Source organism: Methylobacterium mesophilicum (assembly GCF_022179445.1).
In the GTDB taxonomy this organism is placed as follows: Bacteria; Pseudomonadota; Alphaproteobacteria; order Rhizobiales; family Beijerinckiaceae; genus Methylobacterium; species Methylobacterium mesophilicum.
In genome coordinates, this window is record NZ_BPQU01000053.1 from 3,477 (window position 1) to 22,880 (window position 19,404).

11 protein-coding genes, 4 pseudogenes and 1 other annotated feature are annotated in these 19,404 nt (G+C 57.5%); of the genes and pseudogenes, 8 read left to right on the top strand and 7 right to left on the bottom strand.

The window, feature by feature from the left end; genetic code table 11:
- Together MFF40_RS26920 and tnpC are read right to left on the bottom strand one after the other, a co-directional pair.
- The coding region (locus MFF40_RS26920; protein ID WP_238262934.1) for an SGNH/GDSL hydrolase family protein at positions 1 to 694 on the bottom strand (694 nt) is incomplete at its 3' end.
- Positions 695 to 884: 190 nt separating this feature from the next.
- Positions 885 to 1,853 (bottom strand): annotated as a pseudogene (gene tnpC / locus MFF40_RS26925) (IS66 family transposase); the annotation flags it as partial.
- A 74-nt stretch (positions 1,854 to 1,927) separates the two neighbouring features.
- Here tnpC and MFF40_RS26930 point away from each other — a divergent pair.
- Complete coding sequence (locus MFF40_RS26930) at positions 1,928 to 3,481, top strand: ISL3 family transposase (protein ID WP_238262935.1); 1,554 nt, start codon at positions 1,928 to 1,930, stop codon at positions 3,479 to 3,481.
- A gap of 123 nt (positions 3,482 to 3,604) precedes the next feature.
- Here the strand turns inward: MFF40_RS26930 and MFF40_RS26935 are convergent, their stop codons facing one another.
- Positions 3,605 to 5,143: an ISL3 family transposase gene (locus MFF40_RS26935; protein WP_238262947.1), complete on the bottom strand. Its 1,539-nt coding sequence runs from the start codon at positions 5,141 to 5,143 to the stop codon at positions 3,605 to 3,607.
- A 377-nt stretch (positions 5,144 to 5,520) separates the two neighbouring features.
- On the opposite strand from MFF40_RS26935, the gene MFF40_RS26940 reads away from it, so the two are divergent.
- Entirely contained in the window at positions 5,521 to 6,021 is a 501-nt protein-coding gene (locus MFF40_RS26940) for a hypothetical protein (protein ID WP_187278248.1), read from the top strand.
- A 133-nt stretch (positions 6,022 to 6,154) separates the two neighbouring features.
- Here the strand turns inward: MFF40_RS26940 and MFF40_RS26945 are convergent, their stop codons facing one another.
- Positions 6,155 to 7,102, bottom strand: a complete 948-nt coding sequence (locus tag MFF40_RS26945) for an IS481 family transposase (RefSeq protein WP_147899421.1) — start codon at positions 7,100 to 7,102, stop codon at positions 6,155 to 6,157.
- 139 nt (positions 7,103 to 7,241) lie between these two features.
- On the opposite strand from MFF40_RS26945, the pseudogene MFF40_RS26950 reads away from it, so the two are divergent.
- Positions 7,242 to 8,177 (top strand): annotated as a pseudogene (locus tag MFF40_RS26950) (IS110 family RNA-guided transposase); the annotation flags it as partial.
- Positions 8,178 to 8,221: 44 nt separating this feature from the next.
- Here the strand turns inward: MFF40_RS26950 and MFF40_RS26955 are convergent.
- A protein-coding gene (locus MFF40_RS26955; RefSeq protein WP_238262937.1) for an IS3 family transposase occupies positions 8,222 to 9,450 on the bottom strand; the annotation gives its coding sequence in 2 pieces (ribosomal slippage) (positions 8,222 to 9,162 and positions 9,162 to 9,450; 1,230 coding nt in all).
- Positions 9,053 to 9,169: a sequence feature (AL1L pseudoknot), on the bottom strand. (Overlaps the previous gene by 117 nt.)
- Before the next feature lie 194 nt (positions 9,451 to 9,644).
- Here MFF40_RS26955 and MFF40_RS26960 point away from each other — a divergent pair.
- Positions 9,645 to 10,329 (top strand): annotated as a pseudogene (locus tag MFF40_RS26960) (IS3 family transposase); the annotation flags it as partial.
- Positions 10,330 to 11,349: 1,020 nt separating this feature from the next.
- Here MFF40_RS26960 and MFF40_RS26965 read toward each other — a convergent pair.
- Positions 11,350 to 13,359, bottom strand: a complete 2,010-nt coding sequence (locus MFF40_RS26965; protein ID WP_238262939.1) for a glycosyltransferase — start codon at positions 13,357 to 13,359, stop codon at positions 11,350 to 11,352.
- A gap of 1,783 nt (positions 13,360 to 15,142) precedes the next feature.
- Between MFF40_RS26965 and MFF40_RS28900 the strand changes: the two genes are divergently transcribed.
- The 4 genes from MFF40_RS28900 to MFF40_RS26980 all read left to right on the top strand — a co-directional run bounded on the left by MFF40_RS28900 (position 15,143) and on the right by MFF40_RS26980 (position 18,195).
- Positions 15,143 to 15,271, top strand: coding sequence for a hypothetical protein (locus tag MFF40_RS28900; RefSeq protein WP_281408059.1), 129 nt, complete (start codon positions 15,143 to 15,145; stop codon positions 15,269 to 15,271).
- Positions 15,268 to 15,525 carry a transposase gene (locus MFF40_RS26970; protein ID WP_238262941.1) on the top strand — a complete coding sequence of 86 codons (258 nt, stop codon included), beginning with the start codon at positions 15,268 to 15,270 and terminating at the stop codon, positions 15,523 to 15,525. Before MFF40_RS28900 ends, MFF40_RS26970 begins: the two co-directional genes overlap by 4 nt.
- Positions 15,526 to 15,617: 92 nt before the next feature.
- Positions 15,618 to 16,334: a transposase gene (locus tag MFF40_RS26975; RefSeq protein WP_238262943.1), complete on the top strand. Its 717-nt coding sequence runs from the start codon at positions 15,618 to 15,620 to the stop codon at positions 16,332 to 16,334.
- A 769-nt stretch (positions 16,335 to 17,103) separates the two neighbouring features.
- Positions 17,104 to 18,195, top strand: a complete 1,092-nt coding sequence (locus MFF40_RS26980) for an acyltransferase family protein (RefSeq protein WP_238262945.1) — start codon at positions 17,104 to 17,106, stop codon at positions 18,193 to 18,195.
- An 832-nt stretch (positions 18,196 to 19,027) separates the two neighbouring features.
- Here the strand turns inward: MFF40_RS26980 and MFF40_RS26985 are convergent.
- Positions 19,028 to 19,404: pseudogene (locus tag MFF40_RS26985) on the bottom strand (transposase); the annotation flags it as partial.

Sequence of the window (19,404 nt, forward strand, 5' to 3'; positions counted from 1 at the left end):
TTGCAGGCAACGACGGACTTGAAGAAACTGGCGGCACAGTCGTTGCAGGCGATGACGTTCCTAAAGGTTCACTTGACGTACCATCGTTTTTCGTTCCTGAGTCCAAATTACCCGACAAAGCTAGCGAGTAAATTGGCTCGATATAAGCTTTAACTGCCGCAGCCGTAGGATGGAGTCCATCTGAGTACAGTGCCGAATTCCCAGTTGCTTCCACGGAGCCCATCGTTTGACTTGACGCTATATCAGCAAGACTGTCAGCCCCCGCTCGACCTTTCCGAAGCAGATCGTTGTATTCCAATCTTGCGTTTTCTGAGGCCGCACTCCAGGGGAATGTACCTCCCTCGCGAGGCAAGATTGTTGCGATTATAACTTTGAACCCAGCGCTGTGGGCATCAGCTGCCAAACTCTGAGCATCTTTATAAAGCTCACTGGGACTTCTACCTTGTGCTAAATCATTAGTCCCGGCTTGAATAATCAGCAAGTTTCCGCCAGCGTTCAATTTTGGGTCAAAATCATTCAATATCCCGCCTTCGTAGACCCCTATCATATCACGCAGAGTCGCTCCACCTATCGAGTGATTTTCTACGCGATACTGATCATGGAGTTTTAGATCGCTCCAAGGATCTGAACGACTCACCAAACCAAACCCAATACTATCTCCCACAACTACTATATTTACAGCATTTTCGCCCATGTCGCCACTCTTTCCTTTTAAAGAATGTTGTCTATTTTCGAGACTGGTTTTAAGTGTACGATTGATCGTTGTCGATGCTGCATCATATTCTGCGATCGTTATAGCGCAAATAGATATTCAATAAGTAAATATTTTCGCGCAAAGTCGTCTGGGTTTGCCCTGTAATTACGCAGGCTTGTGCCGGCTGGGATCAGGCATCGACGGTTTTGAGGATGGTGCCGAATGGGCTGTGGCCTGCGAGGCGTGCGGTATCGACAACGGTGCGGATAGCGGCCTCGCCCTCGGCGGCCCACATCGCGCGGTAGTCGTTGGTCTCTGTCCGCTGGACGACTACTGGGCGCAGCAGTCGCTCTGAGCCGTTGTTGGTCGGTTCGACCGCGGCGGGATGGGCAGGGAAGACGAGGGGGTTATCACGCGCCCGTCCGATCTTGACCTGCAGGTCGCGGGTCAGGTCGCAGCGGCTCGACGTGGCGAGGATGGCGCCGAGCTGTCGATCCAAGGTCCGGCGCTTGGCGGCGAGCGTCGAGGCGGTCAGGTCGGTGACGCGCTCGGCCAGGGCGAATACGGATCGCAACCAGAGCTGCAATCGCCAGGGCACGGGATCGTCGCTGACCTCGACGACGTAGGCGACGTCGCGGGCGAGATGGGCGAGGCAGGTCTGGTGCGCGGCGGCATGACCCTGTTGGGCGGTGTGGCGGTCCGAGATCCACACCGCGGGCCGGTGGCCGTCCATCATCTCCCGTATCACGATGGCGCCCCGCGTCGGCGAGGCCGTGGGCACCACGGCGTCGGCCGCGTGGAACACCCAATGATAAGCGTTGCTGCCCTCGATCCGGACGCCGGTCTCGTCCGAGGCGATCACAGCGGCCCGGCGTACCGTCGAGACGGCCTCCTCGCGACCGCCGCGGAGGTGCCTCTGCGCGCGCTGGAGCGGGCTCATCAGCCCGCCCTGGCTGAGCGTCAGACCGAACAGGTCCGCCAAGGCTGCCTGCAGTCGCTCGTAGGACAGCGCCTGGAAGGTCTTGAGATACGTCGCCACCGCATGCAGCCGTGGGCCGAACGGCGTGCCCCGCGCCGCCTCCGGCACCGGCGCGACGACCCGCACCCCGCAGGTCGGGCAGTGCACGGCCAACCGTCGATGCTGCGTGTGTTTCGGCGTGCAACTTTGGGTCTGACTCACTTTCGGTGCAGGGGAGTTGATGGATCTCGGCTTCGGTCGTCGGAGATCCTGCCATGCCTCGCAGCCTGCATCCCAACTCGGTAATTCCGCGCGGACTCGTCATCGATCATGTCGAGATCGGCTCTGGCCTGACCATCACCGCCCGACCTGTCGCCACCCTGGCCCGGTGTCCAAGCTGCGATCGGCCTTCGTCTCGAATCCATAGCCGCTACACGCGTACCCTGTCCGATCTGCCTGTCGCCGGGAGACCCGTCGTCATCGATGTCGGCGTCCGCCGCTTACGCTGCGTCGGGATAGACTGCCGGACCAGGATCTTCGCCGAGCGGCTCGGGCCGGATCTCGCCGCTACCTACGCCCGGCGTACGGCCCGGCTCGACTGCATCGTGCGTCATCTGGGCCTTGCCCTCGGCGGCAGGCCCGCTGCCTGCTTCGCGCGTCGTCTTATGGTCCCTGCCAGTCGGGATACGATGCTCCGAACCGTGCGCCGCCGTGCCGTCCGTCCGGTGGAGCGTCCGAGCGTGATCGGCATCGACGACTGTGCCTTCCGTCGGGGACAGCGCTACGGCACGCTGGTCTGCGACCTGGAACGGCGACGTGTCATCGCCCTGCTACCGGATCGAGAGAGTAGCACGGTCGAGACATGGCTCGCCGCTCACCCCGAGATCACCATCGTCGCCCGTGACCGCGGCGGTGGGTATGGGGAAGCGACAGCGCGGGCTCTACCCCATGCCCTTCAAGTCGCCGATCGCTGGCATCTGATGGAGAATGCCAGCGCTGCCTTCCTCGACGCCGTGCGCAAGTCGATGGCCGCCATCCGCATCGCGGTGGGAGCCGCGACGGTCGATCCCGAACGTCTGACCTGCGCCGAGCGCCTGCAGTACGACGGCTATCTTCGGAGGGAGGCGACGGGCGAGGCGATCCTGGCTCTGTCGCGACAGGGCATGCCGATCAAGAAGATTGCCCGGACGACCGGGCACAGTCGCAAGCTCGTGCGCGACGTGCTTCGCGGTCTGACCGGCGACGTCTTCCGCGCCCGCCAGAGCAGCCTGGATGCCCATCTGCCCCGGCTCGATGCCGAATGGGCGGCCGGCTGTCGCAACGGGGCTGAACTCTGGCGTCGGCTTCGCGCGAACGGGTTCACCGGCAGCTTGCGGGTGGTCGGGGAATGGGCGACGCGGAGGCGACGCAGTGAGCGGGCGCCGGAGGGCGCGCCCAGCAGGGTGCCGTCAGCGCGGATCCTCTCCCGGCTGACGACGACGGGGCGGGACAGCCTGACGAAGGCCGAAGCCGTCCTTGTGGCGACGATCGAGGGGGAGGTGCCGAGGCTCGACGAGGCAAGGGCCCTGTTGTCGCGCTTCCAAACCATGATCCGCGAACGGCGTCGATCCGATCTCGATACCTGGATCGAGGCTGCGGCCCGCAGCCTTCTGGCGTCCTTCGCCGGCGGCCTGCTCAAGGACAAGGCGGCTGTCGCTGCAGCTCTCACGCAACCATGGTCGAACGGCCAGACCGAAGGGCAGATTACCCGCCTGAAGCTCGTGAAGCGACAGATGTTCGGCCGCGCCAAACTCGACCTGCTCGAAGCTCGGCTGATCGGTACACCATGAGCCCCCCTGCATCGAGATTGCGCCAGACCCAAAGTTCGACGCCGATCCAGGGTCAATGTTCAGGTTCTTCCGCACTTTCGGTGCTGAAGGTTTGGCATCCGATCAAGCTTTGCCGATCCCGGCTCATGCAGGATGCAGGACGCGTTTGCGCAGGAGATCGAAACCGGCGCGACCGTACATGCTCCGCTTGATCAGCTTGAGGCGGTTGACCTGCCCCTCGACGGGGCCGTTGCTCCAGGGCTCGACGATAGCGGCGCGCACGGCTGGCTCGTCCTGCCGGAGCCCGGTGACGAAGCCGCCGAGATCGGTCGCGGCTGCAGCTTCCAGCCAGGGCGTCAGTCCGGTGGAATCGTTCTGGCGCAGGAGCTCGGCGAAGGCGCGTATATCCTTGGCGGCCTGCTTCAGCTTCGGCGCGGCGCTGCAGAGCGCTTCGGTGAAGGCGAGATCCTCCCGAGACAGCGAGGTCGGGTCGGCGGTGAGCCAACGGGTGATGCGGCGCGTCGAGGGGACCCGGGCGGACGGTGATCTCGCAGGCGCATCCTGCCTCCGTCGTGAGGCCCAGCGCCGGACGATGTCGTAGCTGCCAATGAAGCCCTGCGCGTGCAACTCGCGGTGGAGGACGGTGGCGCTGTGCTGGCCCTCCCGCCAGCGTGCCTCGACGAAGGGGAGATAGCGATCGAGCAGGCTCGAACTCGGTGCGCGGCGGTAGGACATGAACCGGCCCGCCCGCACCCAGCGGCGCACGGCGTTGCGGGATGCGCCGAGACGGCGAGCGATCTCTTTGGTCGGCAGACCTTCGCCGTGGAGGCACAGGGCCGCCTCGCAGCGGTCGCGTCGCCAGCTGCTCACGTTCGTTGGCGCTGTCTTCGTCTTCGCCAGATCAGGGGAGCCGGCGGGGTCGTGCACGGCGCGGTGCGCCACGTCTCGGATCTCGGACTGGTGCCGCTCGACGACGCCGCGCAGGGCCTCGGAAGCGTTGACGAGCAGGTGCCAGCGATCCGCGACCTGCGTCGCCGTCGGTGCTCCCGTGCGCGCGGCCTCGGCGTAGGGTCCCGAACGGTCACGGCTGACGACGGTCACGCTCGGATGGGCGGTGAGCCAGTCCCGCACCGGTGCCGACGGGCGGCCGGGCAACAGATCGATGACGCGCCGCCGCTCCAAGTCGCACACGATGGTGCCGTAGGACCGGCCGCGCCGCCACGCCCAATCGTCGATGCCGATGACCCGCGGCGGCGGAGACGGTACGGTCCCGCGACGACGGATCAGGCGCAGGACGGTGTCGCCGCTGACAGGCATGGCCAGCCGCCGCGACAACCTTGCGCCAGCCTCACCACCCGGCACCATGCCGATGTCGGTCTGCGCCGCGGCCAACCGGTCGCTGCGGCGCGCCTTGCGCGTACCCAACCCTGGCACGCGTTCGGCAAAGATCCGCCCCGGGCAATGGCCGCAGCGGAAGCGGCGAACCTGCACCCGCCACGTCACTGACCGGTCCTGCCAGGGCAGGTCGTCGAACGTCCGCCAATACCTGCTGTGCACCCGCACTGACGCCCGCCCGCAGACCCGACAGCAGGCTTGGGCTGCCGTGGTTCGGGCGGTGATCAGCAACCCGGAGGTGTCCAGCGTCAGACCATCGACGTGCAGGCCGTCCGGGACCGACGGCAACGACGGGTTCGAGATCAACATCGCACTGCCCTCGGGCCAACATGCGAATCAACGTCCAAACCACCGCTCAGCACCGAAAGTGCGGAAGAACCAATGTTCAACGCTGTTTGACAGGAAGGACGCCGCGACGCCGAGGCGGATCTGGTGCGCGGCTATGCCGGCGCCGTTCGCAGCGCGATCACCGACGACGGGCGCGCACCGCTCGATGCGGCTGGGCTACGGTTGAAGGGGCGATTTGAGAAGGTTGCCGGCAGCCCGGAACGAGTGCGCTCAATAGGGGGGCCTCGCGCCCGCTCGCGCGGCTCGCGCTCCTGATCGGACGGGCGCTCGCCGGCACCGCCGCGCTCTGGCCGGTGGTACGCCCAGGCTTCGTCTTCGTGCAAGCCGCCGCCCGCCTGCTGGCCAATCCCGCCGCCGAGAAAAGCGCCAAGGTCCGGCGGCGCTTTGACGGCCTGCTCGCCGCGAGGCAGCGCCACCGTCGACGCGTCGTCGATCTCGGCGCGGCCCTCGACCACTTCCGCAAGGTTGCGCGGAGTTATCGGCCTGGGCTGTTCCATGCCGCCGACGTCCCCGGTCTGCCCCGCACCAACAATGCCCTGGAGCAACGGTTCGGCTCGCAAGGCTACCACGAGCGCCGCGCCACCGGACGCAAGACGGCCTCGCTCGGAGCGGTGCTGCGCGGGGCGGTCCGGCTCGTGGCCGGCATCGGCACACGGGCGCAGGTCCTGTCTCGACGCGATCTCTGCCGGGTCGATCGCGCACGGTTGCAAGACCTGCGCCGATCCCTCGACCACAGGCGACAAGCCCGCGTCGCACGAACCCGCTTCCGACGCGATCCTGATGCCTACCTCACCGCCCTCAAACGCCAAGCCCAATAGTGGCTTTGCCGTCCTAGAAAAAAAGGTCCGCATGTTTCCGGAAATGCTCAGTGACGCTCGCTTTCAACGAGCAGCATGCGAGCAATTGGCCCGTGCGTCTCATGTGCCGCGTGCTCGAAGTCTCTCACATTGGCTAGGTGTATGGTCCCGGGATGAGGTGTGACGGGTCGATCCTGAAGCGATTGGGTTCTTTCGTCCAGGCGTTCAAGATGAACTCAGTTGGTGTCAGGCCCCGCAGGGTCTTGAGCCTGCGAGCATGATTGTAGGCATCGACGAACAGGTGCAGATGCGTTCGAAGCTGGTCGTGGCTGTCGTAGTGGTAGCGCTTGACCGTCGCCTCCTTGATCGTGCGGTTCATCCGCTCGACCTGTCCGTTGGTCCAAGGATGGTTCACCTTGGTAAGCCGATGCTCGATGTCGTGCTCGTTGCAGACGCGGTCGAAGATGTGCTGGCTATCGTAGATGTCCTGTCGGCGTGATGTGAACTGAACGCCGTTGTCTGTGAGCACGGTGTGGATGCGGTAAGGCACCGCCTCGATGAAATCGCGCAGGAACTGCGCCGCCTCCATCTTGCCGGCGCTCTCCACGAGCCGAACGAAGGCAAACTTGCTGGTTCGATCAATGGCTACGAACAGCCTGAGCTTACCTTCGGCCGTGCTCACCTCAGCGATGTCGACGTGCACATAGCCGATGGCGTAGGTCGCAAAGCGCTGCTTCTTGGGTTTGTTGCCGTCGATCTCGGGTAGTCGGCTGATGCCATGCCGTTCCAGGCAGCGATGCAGCGAGGATCGCGTCAGGTGCGGGATCGTCGGCTGCAAGCCGTAAAGGCAGTCGTCAAGCGGCAGCAGGGTGTGCCGGCGGAAAGCGACAATGATCGCTTCCTCCTCAACGGTGAGCACGGTGGAGCGCGGTTCCTTGGGCCCCATCCGGGCATCCGCTGTGCTCGTCCGTTTACGCCACTTCTGCACCGTCGTCGGACTGACGCCGTAGCGCTTGGCCAGCGACCTTACGCTCTCTTCACGTAGCTGGATCGCGCGACGGACTGCCTTGTATCTTTGAGTTGCCCGCTGGAGTGAAGCCAGTGAGGCTACAAGGTGAGGGTCAGCCCGTGTTTGCCTAGGGTTTTCTAAGCCCGCGACAGAGCAAGGTGCGGCCCTCACCGCCACAGTCCCGAACCCGGACAGCCGCTCGGGCCAGAGCCCGCATTTGCAAGGTAGGGTCATGGACGAACAACCCACCATCTTCGTCGGCATCGACGTGTCGAAGGATCGTCTCGACGTTCACCTCAGACCGTCGGACGAGGCATTCCATGTCCCGCGTAACACCAAAGAGCTGGATACTCTCGCGCGTCGGCTCAGTGGCTTACCTGTGGCCCTCATCGTCCTGGAGGCTACCGGTGGCCTCGAGGCGAGCGTCGCTGCAGCACTGGCCGCTGTCGGGCTGCCGCTTTGTATCGTCAACCCGCGTCAGATCCGCGACTTCGCCAGAGCGATGGGCCGGTTGGCGAAGACCGACACGCTCGACGCCGAGGTCATTGCCCTCTTCGCCGAACGCATCAGACCACCGGCCAGGCCCTTGCCGGAGCCGGAGAGACGGCACTTCGCCGAGTTCGTGAGCCGGCGGCGGCAGATCATCGGGATGATCTGCATGGAGACCAACCGTCGCGATCAAGCCGTGGACAAGCAGCTGACCCGGCGGCTCGACCGACACATCGGCTTCCTGGAGAAAGAACTCGCAGAACTCGACAGCGACATTGGACAAGCCATCAAGGCCTCTCCGGTCTGGTGCGAGACCGAGGCGCTGCTCAAGTCCGTGCCCGGGATCGGTGACGTGACCGCACGCACGCTTCTGGCCCAGTTGCCCGAGCTCGGCACCATCGGGCGCCACCAAATTGCGGCGCTCGTCGGCATCGCTCCCATCAACCGCGACTCCGGTCTGATGCGAGGTCGAAGATCCATCGCGGGTGGACGAACCTCGGTGCGGGGCGTGCTCTACATGGCCGCTCTGACCGCGATCCGGCGAGGCTCTCCTTTTCGGTCCTTCTACGAGCAGCTGACCCAGCGAGGTCGGCCGAAGAAGGTCGCCCTCGTCGCCGTGATGCGAAAGCTCCTGGTGACGCTCAACGCCATCGTTCGCGACCGCACGCCCTGGCGGTCGATCACTGAACCGCACCGGGTTTCCCGGAGGCCATTTGGTTTGGGTCAGGCCGCCAAGGCTTGGACCTCGGCCTGGGCATAGTAGCGCGCTTCGGCCTCGGCGGGCGGGATATTCCCGATCGGTTCGAGCAGGCGGCGGGTGTTGAACCAGTCGACCCATTCGAGGGTGGCGAACTCGACGGCCTCGAAAGACCGCCATGGGCCGCGTCGATGGATCACCTCGGCTTTGAACAGGCCGTTGATCGTCTCCGCGAGGGCATTATCGTAGGAGTCGCCAACGCTGCCGACGGACGGCTCGACACCAGCCTGGGCGAGCCGCTCGGTGTAGCGCAGCGCAAGGTATTGCGAGCCCCTGTCGCTATGGTGCACGAGCCCGCCGCCCTGGACGGGACGACGCTCGTGCAGGGCTTGCTCCAAGGCATCCAGCACGAAGGCAGCGTGAGCCGTCCGAGAGACCCGCCAGCCGACGATGCGGCGGGCGAAGACGTCGATCACGAAAGCCACGTAGACGAACCCGGACCAGGTCGCGACGTAGGTGAAGTCGCTGACCCACAGGGCGTTGGGGCGCGGTGCCTTGAACTGTCGATTGACCCGGTCGAGCGGGCACAAAGCTGCCGGATCGGGGATCGTCGTCCGGACTGTCTTACCCCGCACGACACCCTTCAGTCCCATCGCCCGCATCAGCCTCGCCACGGTGCACCGAGCCACCACGATCCCTTCCCGGCCGAGCTGCCGCCAGACCTTGCGCACGCCGTAGACGTGGAAGTTCGCCTCGAACACGCGCTGGATCTCGACCATCAGCGCCGCGTCGCTCCTGGCTCGTGCCGGTAGCTTACCGGGATCGGCTCGCCGCGCGGCATGGGCATGGTACGTCGACGGGGCGATCGGCAGGACCTTGCAGATCGGCTCGACCCCGTAGGCATCGCGGTGCTCGTCGATGAACGCCTTCATCGTTTGAAAGGGCGGTCGAGCTCCGCCATCGCAAAATATGCGCTGGCCTTCCGGAGGATCTCGTTGGCCTGACGCAACTCGCGGTTCTCCCGCTCCAGCGCCTTGATCCGCTCGCGCTCCTCCGTGCTCGGGCCGCCCCGTTGTCCCGTGTCCCGCTCGGACTGACGGATCCAGTTCCGGAGCGTCTCGCCCGAACAGCCGATCTTGGCCGCAATCGAGCTGATCGCCGCCCATTGCGAGGCATGCTCGCCTTGATGGTCCAGCACCATCCGCACCGCGCGGGCACGGACCTCAGGAGAATACGGTGGGGTTCGCTTCGTCATGGCTCCATCCTCTCAGGAGTTGGAGCTTCCGGGAAACCCGGGGCGGTTCACACCGCATGACCTTCAACACAGCCGCTCCGTCGTGGTGGCGCTTCCATGGAGAACCTGGCCCATAGCGCATCCCTCGCAGCATGGTGGTCAACCGTACCACCACACCGCGGGATCAAACACCTAATGCGGTTGGGGATAACGCTCCGAGAGCACCCCAGGCGACGTCCAACATTCAACTGTTCGACGATGTCCGGCGTATCTACACCGGGCATCGTAGTCGCTACGGCTCGCCTCGCGTGCATGCCGCCCTGTGGGCAAAGGGCCAAACAGTCAATCGCGGGCGGGTGGAGCGCCTGATGCGCCGTCATCGTGTTCGGACCCTGGCATGGCGCCCACACTACCGACTGCCGTCACGACCTCCCCACCAGCGAAGGCTGGCTCTACCTGGCCGCCGTCCTCGATCTTGCCAACCGTTTGATCATTGGCTGGTCGACTCGCGAGCACATGCGGACCGAACTGACGTCGGCAGCTCTGATGATGGTCACCCAACCGACAACGACCGACCGTAGGGCTCATCTGCAGCTCGGATCGCGGCAGCCGATACGCCGCCGAGGCCTACAGAGCGCAGCCTGTCGGCATGCAGGCGATACCCTCAATGAGCCGGATCAGCTGCTGCTACGATAGCGCCTCGATGGAAAGCCCACATTCTGAGCTTATCGAAAGACCTCCATACCCTGATGTCTAACTCGTCCGACAGCGACGATGACGACCCAGGAGGAGGCCCGACTTGACTTGTTTACCAAAATCGAAGGCTACCACAATCGACATTGGATCCACTCGGCCCTCGGCTGCATCACGCTCAAGCAAGCCGGTCGGAACGCCAGCTAATACTTTGCCCGCGAAGGTGGGGGAGGACCACTCGATGCGCACGCCGGTCTCGGAGGCGATGACTGAGGCGTTGAGCAGGGCCAAGTCGGCCGCGCCGTGACCAGGATGGAAGCTTTCAGGCGCCAGGCGGAGCTGGTTCCTCAGCGCGTCCCGACTAAGGTTGGAATCGAAAAGTTCGAAGAGCGCCGCTTGTAACCGCCCGTACGAGAGTACCTTGAAGGTTATGAGGTATATCACAGCAACGTGCAGTCGTGGCCCGAACAGGATGCCCTGCGCTTGCTTCGGTACCGAAGCCAGGGCCCGCGTCACAGAGTTTGGGCACTGTACGGCAATCCGTTCGTGTTGCGTGACGATCGGCGTCACTGCGGACAGCTTGATCCGCGTTCCAAGGCGCTGACAATTTCGGCGCAAAGTTCCCTATGCAGGCCGCCCCCACAGCAGCAACATTCCTTAAAATGGTGCTTGACGATGGCATCTGGATTATCGCTCGGCTGTATCCGCCGTGACCAGGCTTGGCGCCGCAAGAATTGGACTAAGCGCGTTGCTCCTTGTATTTCGTCGAGGGCGGCTTAGACGAAGTGCGCAATGTATTTTCTGACCGTTGCAGCCGCAGCACGAGATTGATCAGCTACTCGCGGCTAAGCTGCTTAAGGTCGCTTCGACACATCCCACAAAGGCGTCAGCGAAATACGCTCCGCGCAAGCGGGGGCGGTGATTACCTACAATCAACTCCATAACACAGCCAAAAGTCCTCACGGTAAATCGGGATTGAGCAAACCTTATCCGCTACGATAAACATTGCTATCTAAAACGATGCTATATCAAGGGGGATTACCCCTCCCTAGTCCAATCTAACCGCATGACCCTTCGATACGGCTAATTTACCAATCACTTGCTTCAGCGACGGCAATTATTATCGCGTTTCGTTGATGGTTCAGCCCGCACCAAACACGACGGATTTGTGAGCTAATGATTATATTTTCGCCGAATTTCCAGCAAAATAAGCTATACAAGAAAAGCCTACTGATTTTTACGTTTTACTCCAAGAACCCGTTCTGGTTCGACGAAGCCAAAAATTGCATCTAGAAATCCGAGTATATTGCCACGCAACCGCCCCCTTCGATCAACATACGACTTCGACCATATTGAACCTAGAAGGTTACTTGCAACGTTTTTAAATATATGATTAGCAACTTGATAACGAGAAATTGTACCCTTACGAAGCATATATAAAGGATTGATCACTTGTGAATAACCAAGCCTATCGCCCGCAATACGACCGCTCTTCACCCCCAAATGAATACCCTTTGCATCGCTGCATTTTACGATCCGACCCCCCTTATTTTTAAGTGCCGCTCCGAAATCGCGGTCTTCAAGCCAGCCGTATAAAACTAAACGCTCGTCAAAACGTAAATCACCGATAGCAGACAGTCGAAAGGCCATATTGCAACCGTATGGACTGAAAGGCTCAACAAGCCTAGACGGCGTCACCGATCCGATTTGACCAATTAAATGATCTGAATCTTCGAAAGTCAAGCCGCGACCTTTTATGCCGTCTGCAATCACCGACCCGGTAAACCCTACGATATCTAATTCCATCATAAATATCTTAGCTGCAATCTCCAACCAATCTGCCGCAGGAACAAAATCGTCGTCAAAAAAAACGACGAGCTCAGCGGTTCTGGGGATTGCTTCCAGAGCACGATTCCGCTGTGCTGCAAGACCCGCCGAACCGGTCAATACTACGATGTTGGGCCAATTAATCGCAGCTCCAACATCCTCTGGATCTGTACAGGAAACAATTATCTTAAATGCCCGATGAGTTTGTTTATCAATAATACGTCGCAACGTTTCCGTGACGACATGAGGCCTACCCAGCGTTGCAATAACAACTGCTATTTCAATTGAATCATAAGACGGCTCTGTGGAAGTAGTCGCATCTATTGAAGTCATGTCCATGTATTCAAGATAACCTTCTGCGGTATTTAACCAAGAAAATTTCTTAGCCTGATAAAGGCCGCGTTCAATAAGCTCCCCTCGTAATGCATTGCTAGCAAGTAATGCCTTTATATGTCCAATCCAGATTTGTGGATTATCTGGTGGAGCTAAAAGTGCCGCTGCTCCACAAATCTCAGGTAGACTCGCGCGATCGGTCGAAATGACCGGACAGCCAAGTGCCATGGCCTCTAATACTGGCAAACCGAACCCCTCGGTCAAGGATGGAAAGGCTAAACAAAGAGCCCGCTCAAACAAATATGCAAGATCGTGATCTGTCACAACACCAATATGGTGAACATTTGACGCGCATTGAATCTTTTCTGAAGCAAAGATGTCAGCATGGCCCCCTGCTATTACTAGATCGACGTTTAACTCAGAAAGTTTATCCGCTAGGCCCACTAGGAAAGATAGATTTTTGTGTCGCGCAACCGACCCGAGCGCTAAGACAAACTGACGTTCCGACCTATCTTTTTGTTGTAGAAACACCGCAGGTGCTTTATTTGCTCGATTGGAGTCCCATAGAAAAACATGTTCATGACCATTCGGAAGTATAGCGATGTCTGAAGCATTAATATGTAAATGTTTCGCGATCCGCGTGGCCGAGTATTCCGAAACCGTCGCTATTTTCGCGGACCGTCGGACAAGCAATGGTTGAAGAGTTTTGTAAAAAACTCTGAAACCCGTCCCATAACTTTCTGGTGCCTCAAATACATTCGCATCATGAATACACACAATTTGATTGGATTTGAAAGCGGGCGCAGTATTGCAAAGGTTTATCAGATTGCCCGAATAAAAACGCGGTAAGATCGTTTGTTCCCACAAATGACCGCTGAACCCTTCAACGATTTCAAGAGATAAGCCTTCAACACCTGGGTCCTTAGCATCTCTAGGTGCCAGCAACTTTGCAGTTGAACCTCGCGCTTTCATTGTATGGCCTAGGGCGCGAGATACATTCAACGCGTAGCGTTGAACCCCGGTTGTCGGCTGATTAAGAAATCGGCCATTGATTGCGAATGGATGAGCTGAAGTCATAGGCAGGACGATCTCATAAGATTAAAACGCATGTCTATCTTCAGTCCCTCATGGTTGAGAATCGACGTCAGTGCTAATCGGTTAAGCCCCACGATCGTTCGCAAGCCGTTTCTGTGAGTCTTCAAATCAACGCAAGTCATTATAATGTAGTTCCGATAGCAAACCTGAATGCTCATCATGAGTTTGTGGCATTAATATGGTTTTAATTTACGAGTGTTTAAGGCCGATAGGAGTACTATTGTACCAGAGCGTTTGTAGCTTGCGTAGGCGAAAGCAGTATCAGGGTTGGAGCGTAGGCAGCAATGAATGACACAAAAGCAATGTTAGTGTATGAACTTCCAACTCCGTCAATAAATTCGTTTTACACGGCGACGCAAGCAGTAGATTTTAGCTACAGGCTCGGATTTGCTGTTATCAAATTATCTCAGATGCGACAATCCGGTTGAATACGAGATCACAATGCATTTAACGGTAACATTAATCACGGTCGTCAAGCGCCGCCAAAAGCGACCAAGACTGATCCAATAAATAATCTCCAATTGGCGATTTGTCAATTTATATTTTTTATCGAAACTACTTGATCTAATTTAACTCATAAAACTCATAAGTGTGGGGCCGAAGCACATGGTCTTTCTCAATGCTCAGAGGTCAAAATCATTGGAATCGCTGTGTCCCTAATTTATAAGTCGCCTAAATCGCTTCTTAATACGAAGTGACATTTTATTTAGTAAGGACCGAACTTATATTTAATTTTTTAGCTCCAACAAAATTTTTCATTAGCCCCAATCGGCTTTATGGTATTACAATTATTTAGTTAGTAGAGTATTTTATTTTTGCTCGCTATAGAGATCTTTCGAGCATTCAATAGAACCTTTTGAGATTGGCGCTGGTTCCAGATTGACTGCTTTTACTGTGACGGATGATCCGTCGGTCGCTTCAGGTCCCTAAGTGGGAGTGCCCGGTTGGACAAGTGCTTGTCCACGCAAGAAAATGTTAATATGCCGCGCCAAACTCAAGAATTCGAGCACCTGCATATCCCGTAAGCCCTTTTTCAGGTATATATAATTCATCTCCGAACTTGCTCGTTTTTCCGCTGACGACCATGGTGGAGTCTGTTGGCGTTCCATGTCACGAAGCTTCATTTACCTCCGCACAAACAGTATTTTCAGCGATGATCAAGTTGCTTGATTATAGTCTTTCTAACCGTGTATCGCTACGATTTACGCCCATTCAAACAAAGCGGGCTTCAACAAGCCACACGATGTTTTCGCGGAGTTAGTTATTGTCCGGAATTCATTCGTATAGGATCGAAACCTACCATCTTACAAAAATAATGCTTTTGTTTGAAAACTTTTGGCCATGGCCACCGTTTGACGTAGTCGCATTGCGTCGAACCTTGGTCCTGAGCGTTGATAAGCGGACCTGGATGCCATTTAGGTCGCCGAGAGGTGGCATTTTTCAGAGAACACCAGCCGTGGCCCCCTCACGCTGCGCGCTGGTTGCTGCTTTAGGTTCGCGCGGTCATCGGCACGGCCGTCTTCGAGTCGGCGCTCCTCACGGTGTAAAAGCGTATCTGAACCGCGCCGGGTTTCCCGGAGGCTCCAACTCTTGAGAGGATGGAGCGATAACGAAGTGAACCCCACGTATTCCCCTGATGTTCGTGCCAGCGCGGTGCGGAGGGTCTTAACTCGACTTTAGCCAATTGGGGAAGCGGTCGAGAAAAGCGAGGTGACGAAGCGGGCATCATGAGTTGGCTGGGGGTGTCCCCAGCAAGAGACACCCGATGCCGGATTTGCCGGCCCGCTTCGCCGGACCCATCCTGTCGTTCACGCCACTATTCGTCCACCGCTCGTGGCGACATGCGCAGATCCTCCTGATCGGCGCGATCCTCACTCTGGGCGTCGTACGGTGACCAACGTAATGCGCATCATGGGCCGCGCGCATGAGCGGCGGTTCGTGAACGATCAACGCACCCTCAACCACGCCGCATGGTGCCCTCGGTCCGGCAGCCGCATCCTGCTTGGACTGCTGATCACCGCCCTCGCGCCGCACAGTCCCGTAGTGCTCGGGCTCGACGACACGATCGAGCGCCTCAGCGGCAAAACGCATCGCGGCCAAGGGCATCTACCGCGGCCCGGTGCGCTCATCCGACAGCCATTTCTTTAAGGCAAGCGGGCTGCGCTGGATGAGCCCGATGCTGCTCGCGCTGGTCCCCCGGGGCGGGGCGCGTCTGAGCGCTGCCATTCCTGACCGCCCTGGTGCCGTCCGTGCGCGCCTGTTGTGAACGGGGCGGTCGGCACAAGCCGCTTATCGACATCGGACGTCAGCTCGCGCTCCAGGCTCGGCGCTGGCTGCCGGGGCGCGACCTTGTGGTGATGGGTGACGGCGGCTTCTCGGCTCTGTTGTTCCTCGACGCCATGCGCCGTGGCCGCATCACGGCGATCACGCGTCTGCGGCTCGACGCGGCGCACTACGAGCCCGCCCCCCCGCGGCCGCCGGGCCCGAACGGACGGCCCCGCACCAAGGCCGTCCAACTGCCCACGCTCGCCGCGACCCTCGCGGCTAAGGACACCCTATGGCGTCGCCTCACCGTGTCGGGCTGGTTCGGGGCGGGCGAGCGGGTCATTGAGATCGCCTACGGCACCGCGGTGTGGCGGTACTGCGGGATGCCGGTCGTGCCGATCCGCTGGGTGCTCGTGCGCGATCCCGCCCAACGCTTCGAGCCTCAGGCCCCGCTCTGCACCGACCTCGCTCGCGAGCCGGCCAAGGTCATGTCGTGGTTCGTGCGGCAATGGAGCGTCGAGGTTACCTTCCAGGAAGTCCGCGCCTATCTCGGCATCGAGCCCCGGCGTCAGTGTTCGGACACGGCGATCGCCCGCACGACGCCCTGCCTGCTCGCCCCGTTCTCAATCGTCACTCTGTCGGCTGCACGGCTACCGGCCCGTCAGCGGCGGGCGGTCGCGACGGCCGTATAGTACCCCAAGCCACGCCTGACCTTCGCCGATGCCCTAGCCGCGGTCCGCTGCGCGATCTGGCGCCAGCGGGATTTAGAGACATCACCACACCGACGCCTTCAGACAAAACCCCGCTTCCGCCTGCCAGCGCCCTGGGCCTACGCCCTCTGCCACACCGCATGAATGGCCAAAGTCGAGGTGAGGCGGTAATCGCCACATAGGCTTGGCTAATCCAGTTACTTAAGCAGGATCGAATTGGCATACTTAAAATTATCTACCCCAAGTTATTGTCATTTAAGCAATTGATTAATAATCAATGATGATGTATAAAGGTTACGAGCGCTTATTCAGTGCACTTACAACAGTTTTTACACACTCAATGGCGCTCATTAAAAATCGAAACTGAGATATGACGTCGATACGTCGAAAATAAATCTTTTACAATTTAATAAGCGACAGTGGGATTTTTCGCTTGTGCTTACGCCCAAGCAGTTTATTTGACGAATTGTAAAAAACTATATATGACTTGAGTGAATGGACATATTGAGATAAAGGCTCGTAGTTATCTTACGCGTTCTCGTGGGATTCGTTGTAAAATATATATTACAACCGTGTGAATTGAAAGATGGATTTTTGCAGATCAGCTAAATTGATCGATTAAAAAATAGTAAAATGGCATGATTTGTGATTTTGTGTCTTACGAAAAACACGACCTTGGCTTAAGTTGACGAAACCAAACCAAGCAGCCTTGCTTGATAAAAACATATGTAGAGATTTGTGAGTATCGGAAATGGTGACAAAGATTAAGAGGCATCGAATCGATCCCGATCTAACTGTCACGCTCGATGTGATTCGAGCTGTTGCAGCAATTTATGTAATTTTTCATCATTTCGCCCAAGCGCGTGGCTGGACTTCGGGTGTGGCTTATTTTTTTAAATTTGGTTCGGAGGCAGTGATTGTTTTTTTTCTATTGAGCGGCTTTGTCATCTATGCAAATGAATTTGATCGCTGTAGCAATTTGTTCGAGTATTACTTTAGAAGGATACGAAGAATTTATCCTACGCTTATCGGCGCCTTAGTACTGTCAACTTGTGTAGCCATAGACAATGAAAATTTTACGAGGTTGTTTTCTTGGTCCTCTTTATTTGGAAATTTGGCGAATCTCCAAGATATCTCTTACCTTAAACCCGGAGTTTTGATAGATCCATTTTTAAAAAATGAACCGTTGTGGTCGCTTTCTTACGAATTTTTCTTCTACGCGATTTTTCCAGCTGTTTTATATCTCGGAAGCCGCAGACCCATCTTAACAAACCACGTGATTGGCTTTTTTTGTTGTTGCTCGTACATGTGGTATTCGTACTCTCCAGGACATTTCTCGCTAGTGATGTCTTACTTTCTTATCTGGTGGACTGGCGCTATGGCCGCCAAGTCATATTTAGATGGCTTCTGTTCATTTTCTAAAATCGGATCCGCGGTTGGTTGGCTTTTTGCACTTTTTTGTATTTCATTGATAATCGTTGCGAAGCATGGGTTCCAAGGGTTTCATCAGTATCCTTTTCTGCAAGCACGCCATTTTGGTTGTGCCTTATTTCTATTGGCCGTGGGGATCAGTCCTTTTGGTGAAACGCTCTCGCGCAAAATCAAGGTCTGGCGTATATCTTTAAGTTATGTTGCTTCAATTTCATACGGTTTATACTTATTTCATTATCCGATTCTTATTCAGTCATCTCGTTCAGAAAATGTCCTCGGGTTGCTTTTCATGTTATTATTGCTTGTCTTATTATCTCACATGATCGATCGAGAGATGAATAAGAAACTCCCTCGGCGAATCATGAGAGTTAATGACACGCGGAGTTCTCATAATAGTCTATCGATTAGCTAGAACTGTTTTACAATGATTGAACTATTGAAGGCGAGCGTATTCTCATATTGTCGGGTTTCTATCATCGAGCAGCGGTTTTTTTGCTTTCCAATTTGATTTAGGCGATTGCTTTTTAGCTATCCGTATACGCTGTGTTTGGCAAAAGTTCGTGATCTTTTATGAAAATAAGCACGCAAATTTTCGGGTTAACCTAAAGATCTTGATTTTATCTTTGAAATTTGACTCGTTGATACGCACCAAATGATATAATAACTAGATCGGTTGTATTAGCGCTTGCAAATAAAGTTTTGTATGCTGCGGAAAGGATGGCCCCAGTAAGCTGTGCCGGTAGCTTATTTTCTGATCCGCGAAGTAGAATGAATCTAAAAATTTTATTTAAGCGTAATATATGGTGTTTTTAATATTTTTGGATATGCCGAAGGGCGACGTTTGTTGTTGTTAACCGAGAACGACCGGGTGTAACCGTGATCAAGCGATGAGATGTCGCACATCGGCGCCTGGCACGCTGTTGAAGAATACGGGCGGCATCGATCTATGAAAGGGTTTCTGTCTCCGGCGTGAAAGTCGATTTCGCCCACAAGCGAGCTGTTGGCCTGCGGCTCGGCCCATTCGGAGTCGTAGGTCTCGTTGATCTTGTCGTTCCTGGACCAGTCGAATTCTACGGTAGCGTGATCACTACCACCGATGAAGGTCCCGGTGACGTATCCGAAGGCGAACTCGCCGCCGGTGGACTCGAAAAGAACGTAGGCCGGCTCGACCGTGTCAGCGTAGTCGTCTGCGTAGTCGTCTGCGTATCCCGGCAGCTCGACGATTTGCTACTTGCCCAAGAGGCTCACGCCAGAGCTCGGAACAGCTTGGGCAGGCCAAACAGGTTGTAGGTAGCCGTTGTGAAGGCGAAGGCCCATCTGACCCTCTCGCGGCCTTTGAAGCGAGTCTTACGCTGGCCCCCGACGGTCTTGGTCCAGCCGAAGCGTCCCTCGATGCTCTTGCGGATCTTTGGGCTCATGCCATTTCGGCATGGTGGGTGGTTCACCTATCAATGGACGAGCGGCGGCTAGAGTTCTGAGCCACGTGAGCGCGCACGTTCATCGACCTCAGGTCGTTTACGCAGTCCACTGCGACGAAGTCCTCACCGTCGTGGGCCTTGTCTGCGCCTAGCATTACAGTTGCATTTTTGGCGAGGTTCTGACTCTCTGCGTCACCATGATT

What these genes read in the sequence shown, in the direction of transcription:
- MFF40_RS26980 (WP_238262945.1), top strand. Translation starts at nt 17,104, where the DNA reads ATGGTGACAAAGATTAAGAGGCATCGAATCGATCCCGATCTAACTGTC.
- MFF40_RS28900 (WP_281408059.1), top strand. Translation starts at nt 15,143, where the DNA reads ATGCCGGATTTGCCGGCCCGCTTCGCCGGACCCATCCTGTCGTTCACG.
- MFF40_RS26965 (WP_238262939.1), bottom strand. Translation starts at nt 13,359, where the DNA reads ATGACTTCAGCTCATCCATTCGCAATCAATGGCCGATTTCTTAATCAG.
- MFF40_RS26930 (WP_238262935.1), top strand. Translation starts at nt 1,928, where the DNA reads ATGCCTCGCAGCCTGCATCCCAACTCGGTAATTCCGCGCGGACTCGTC.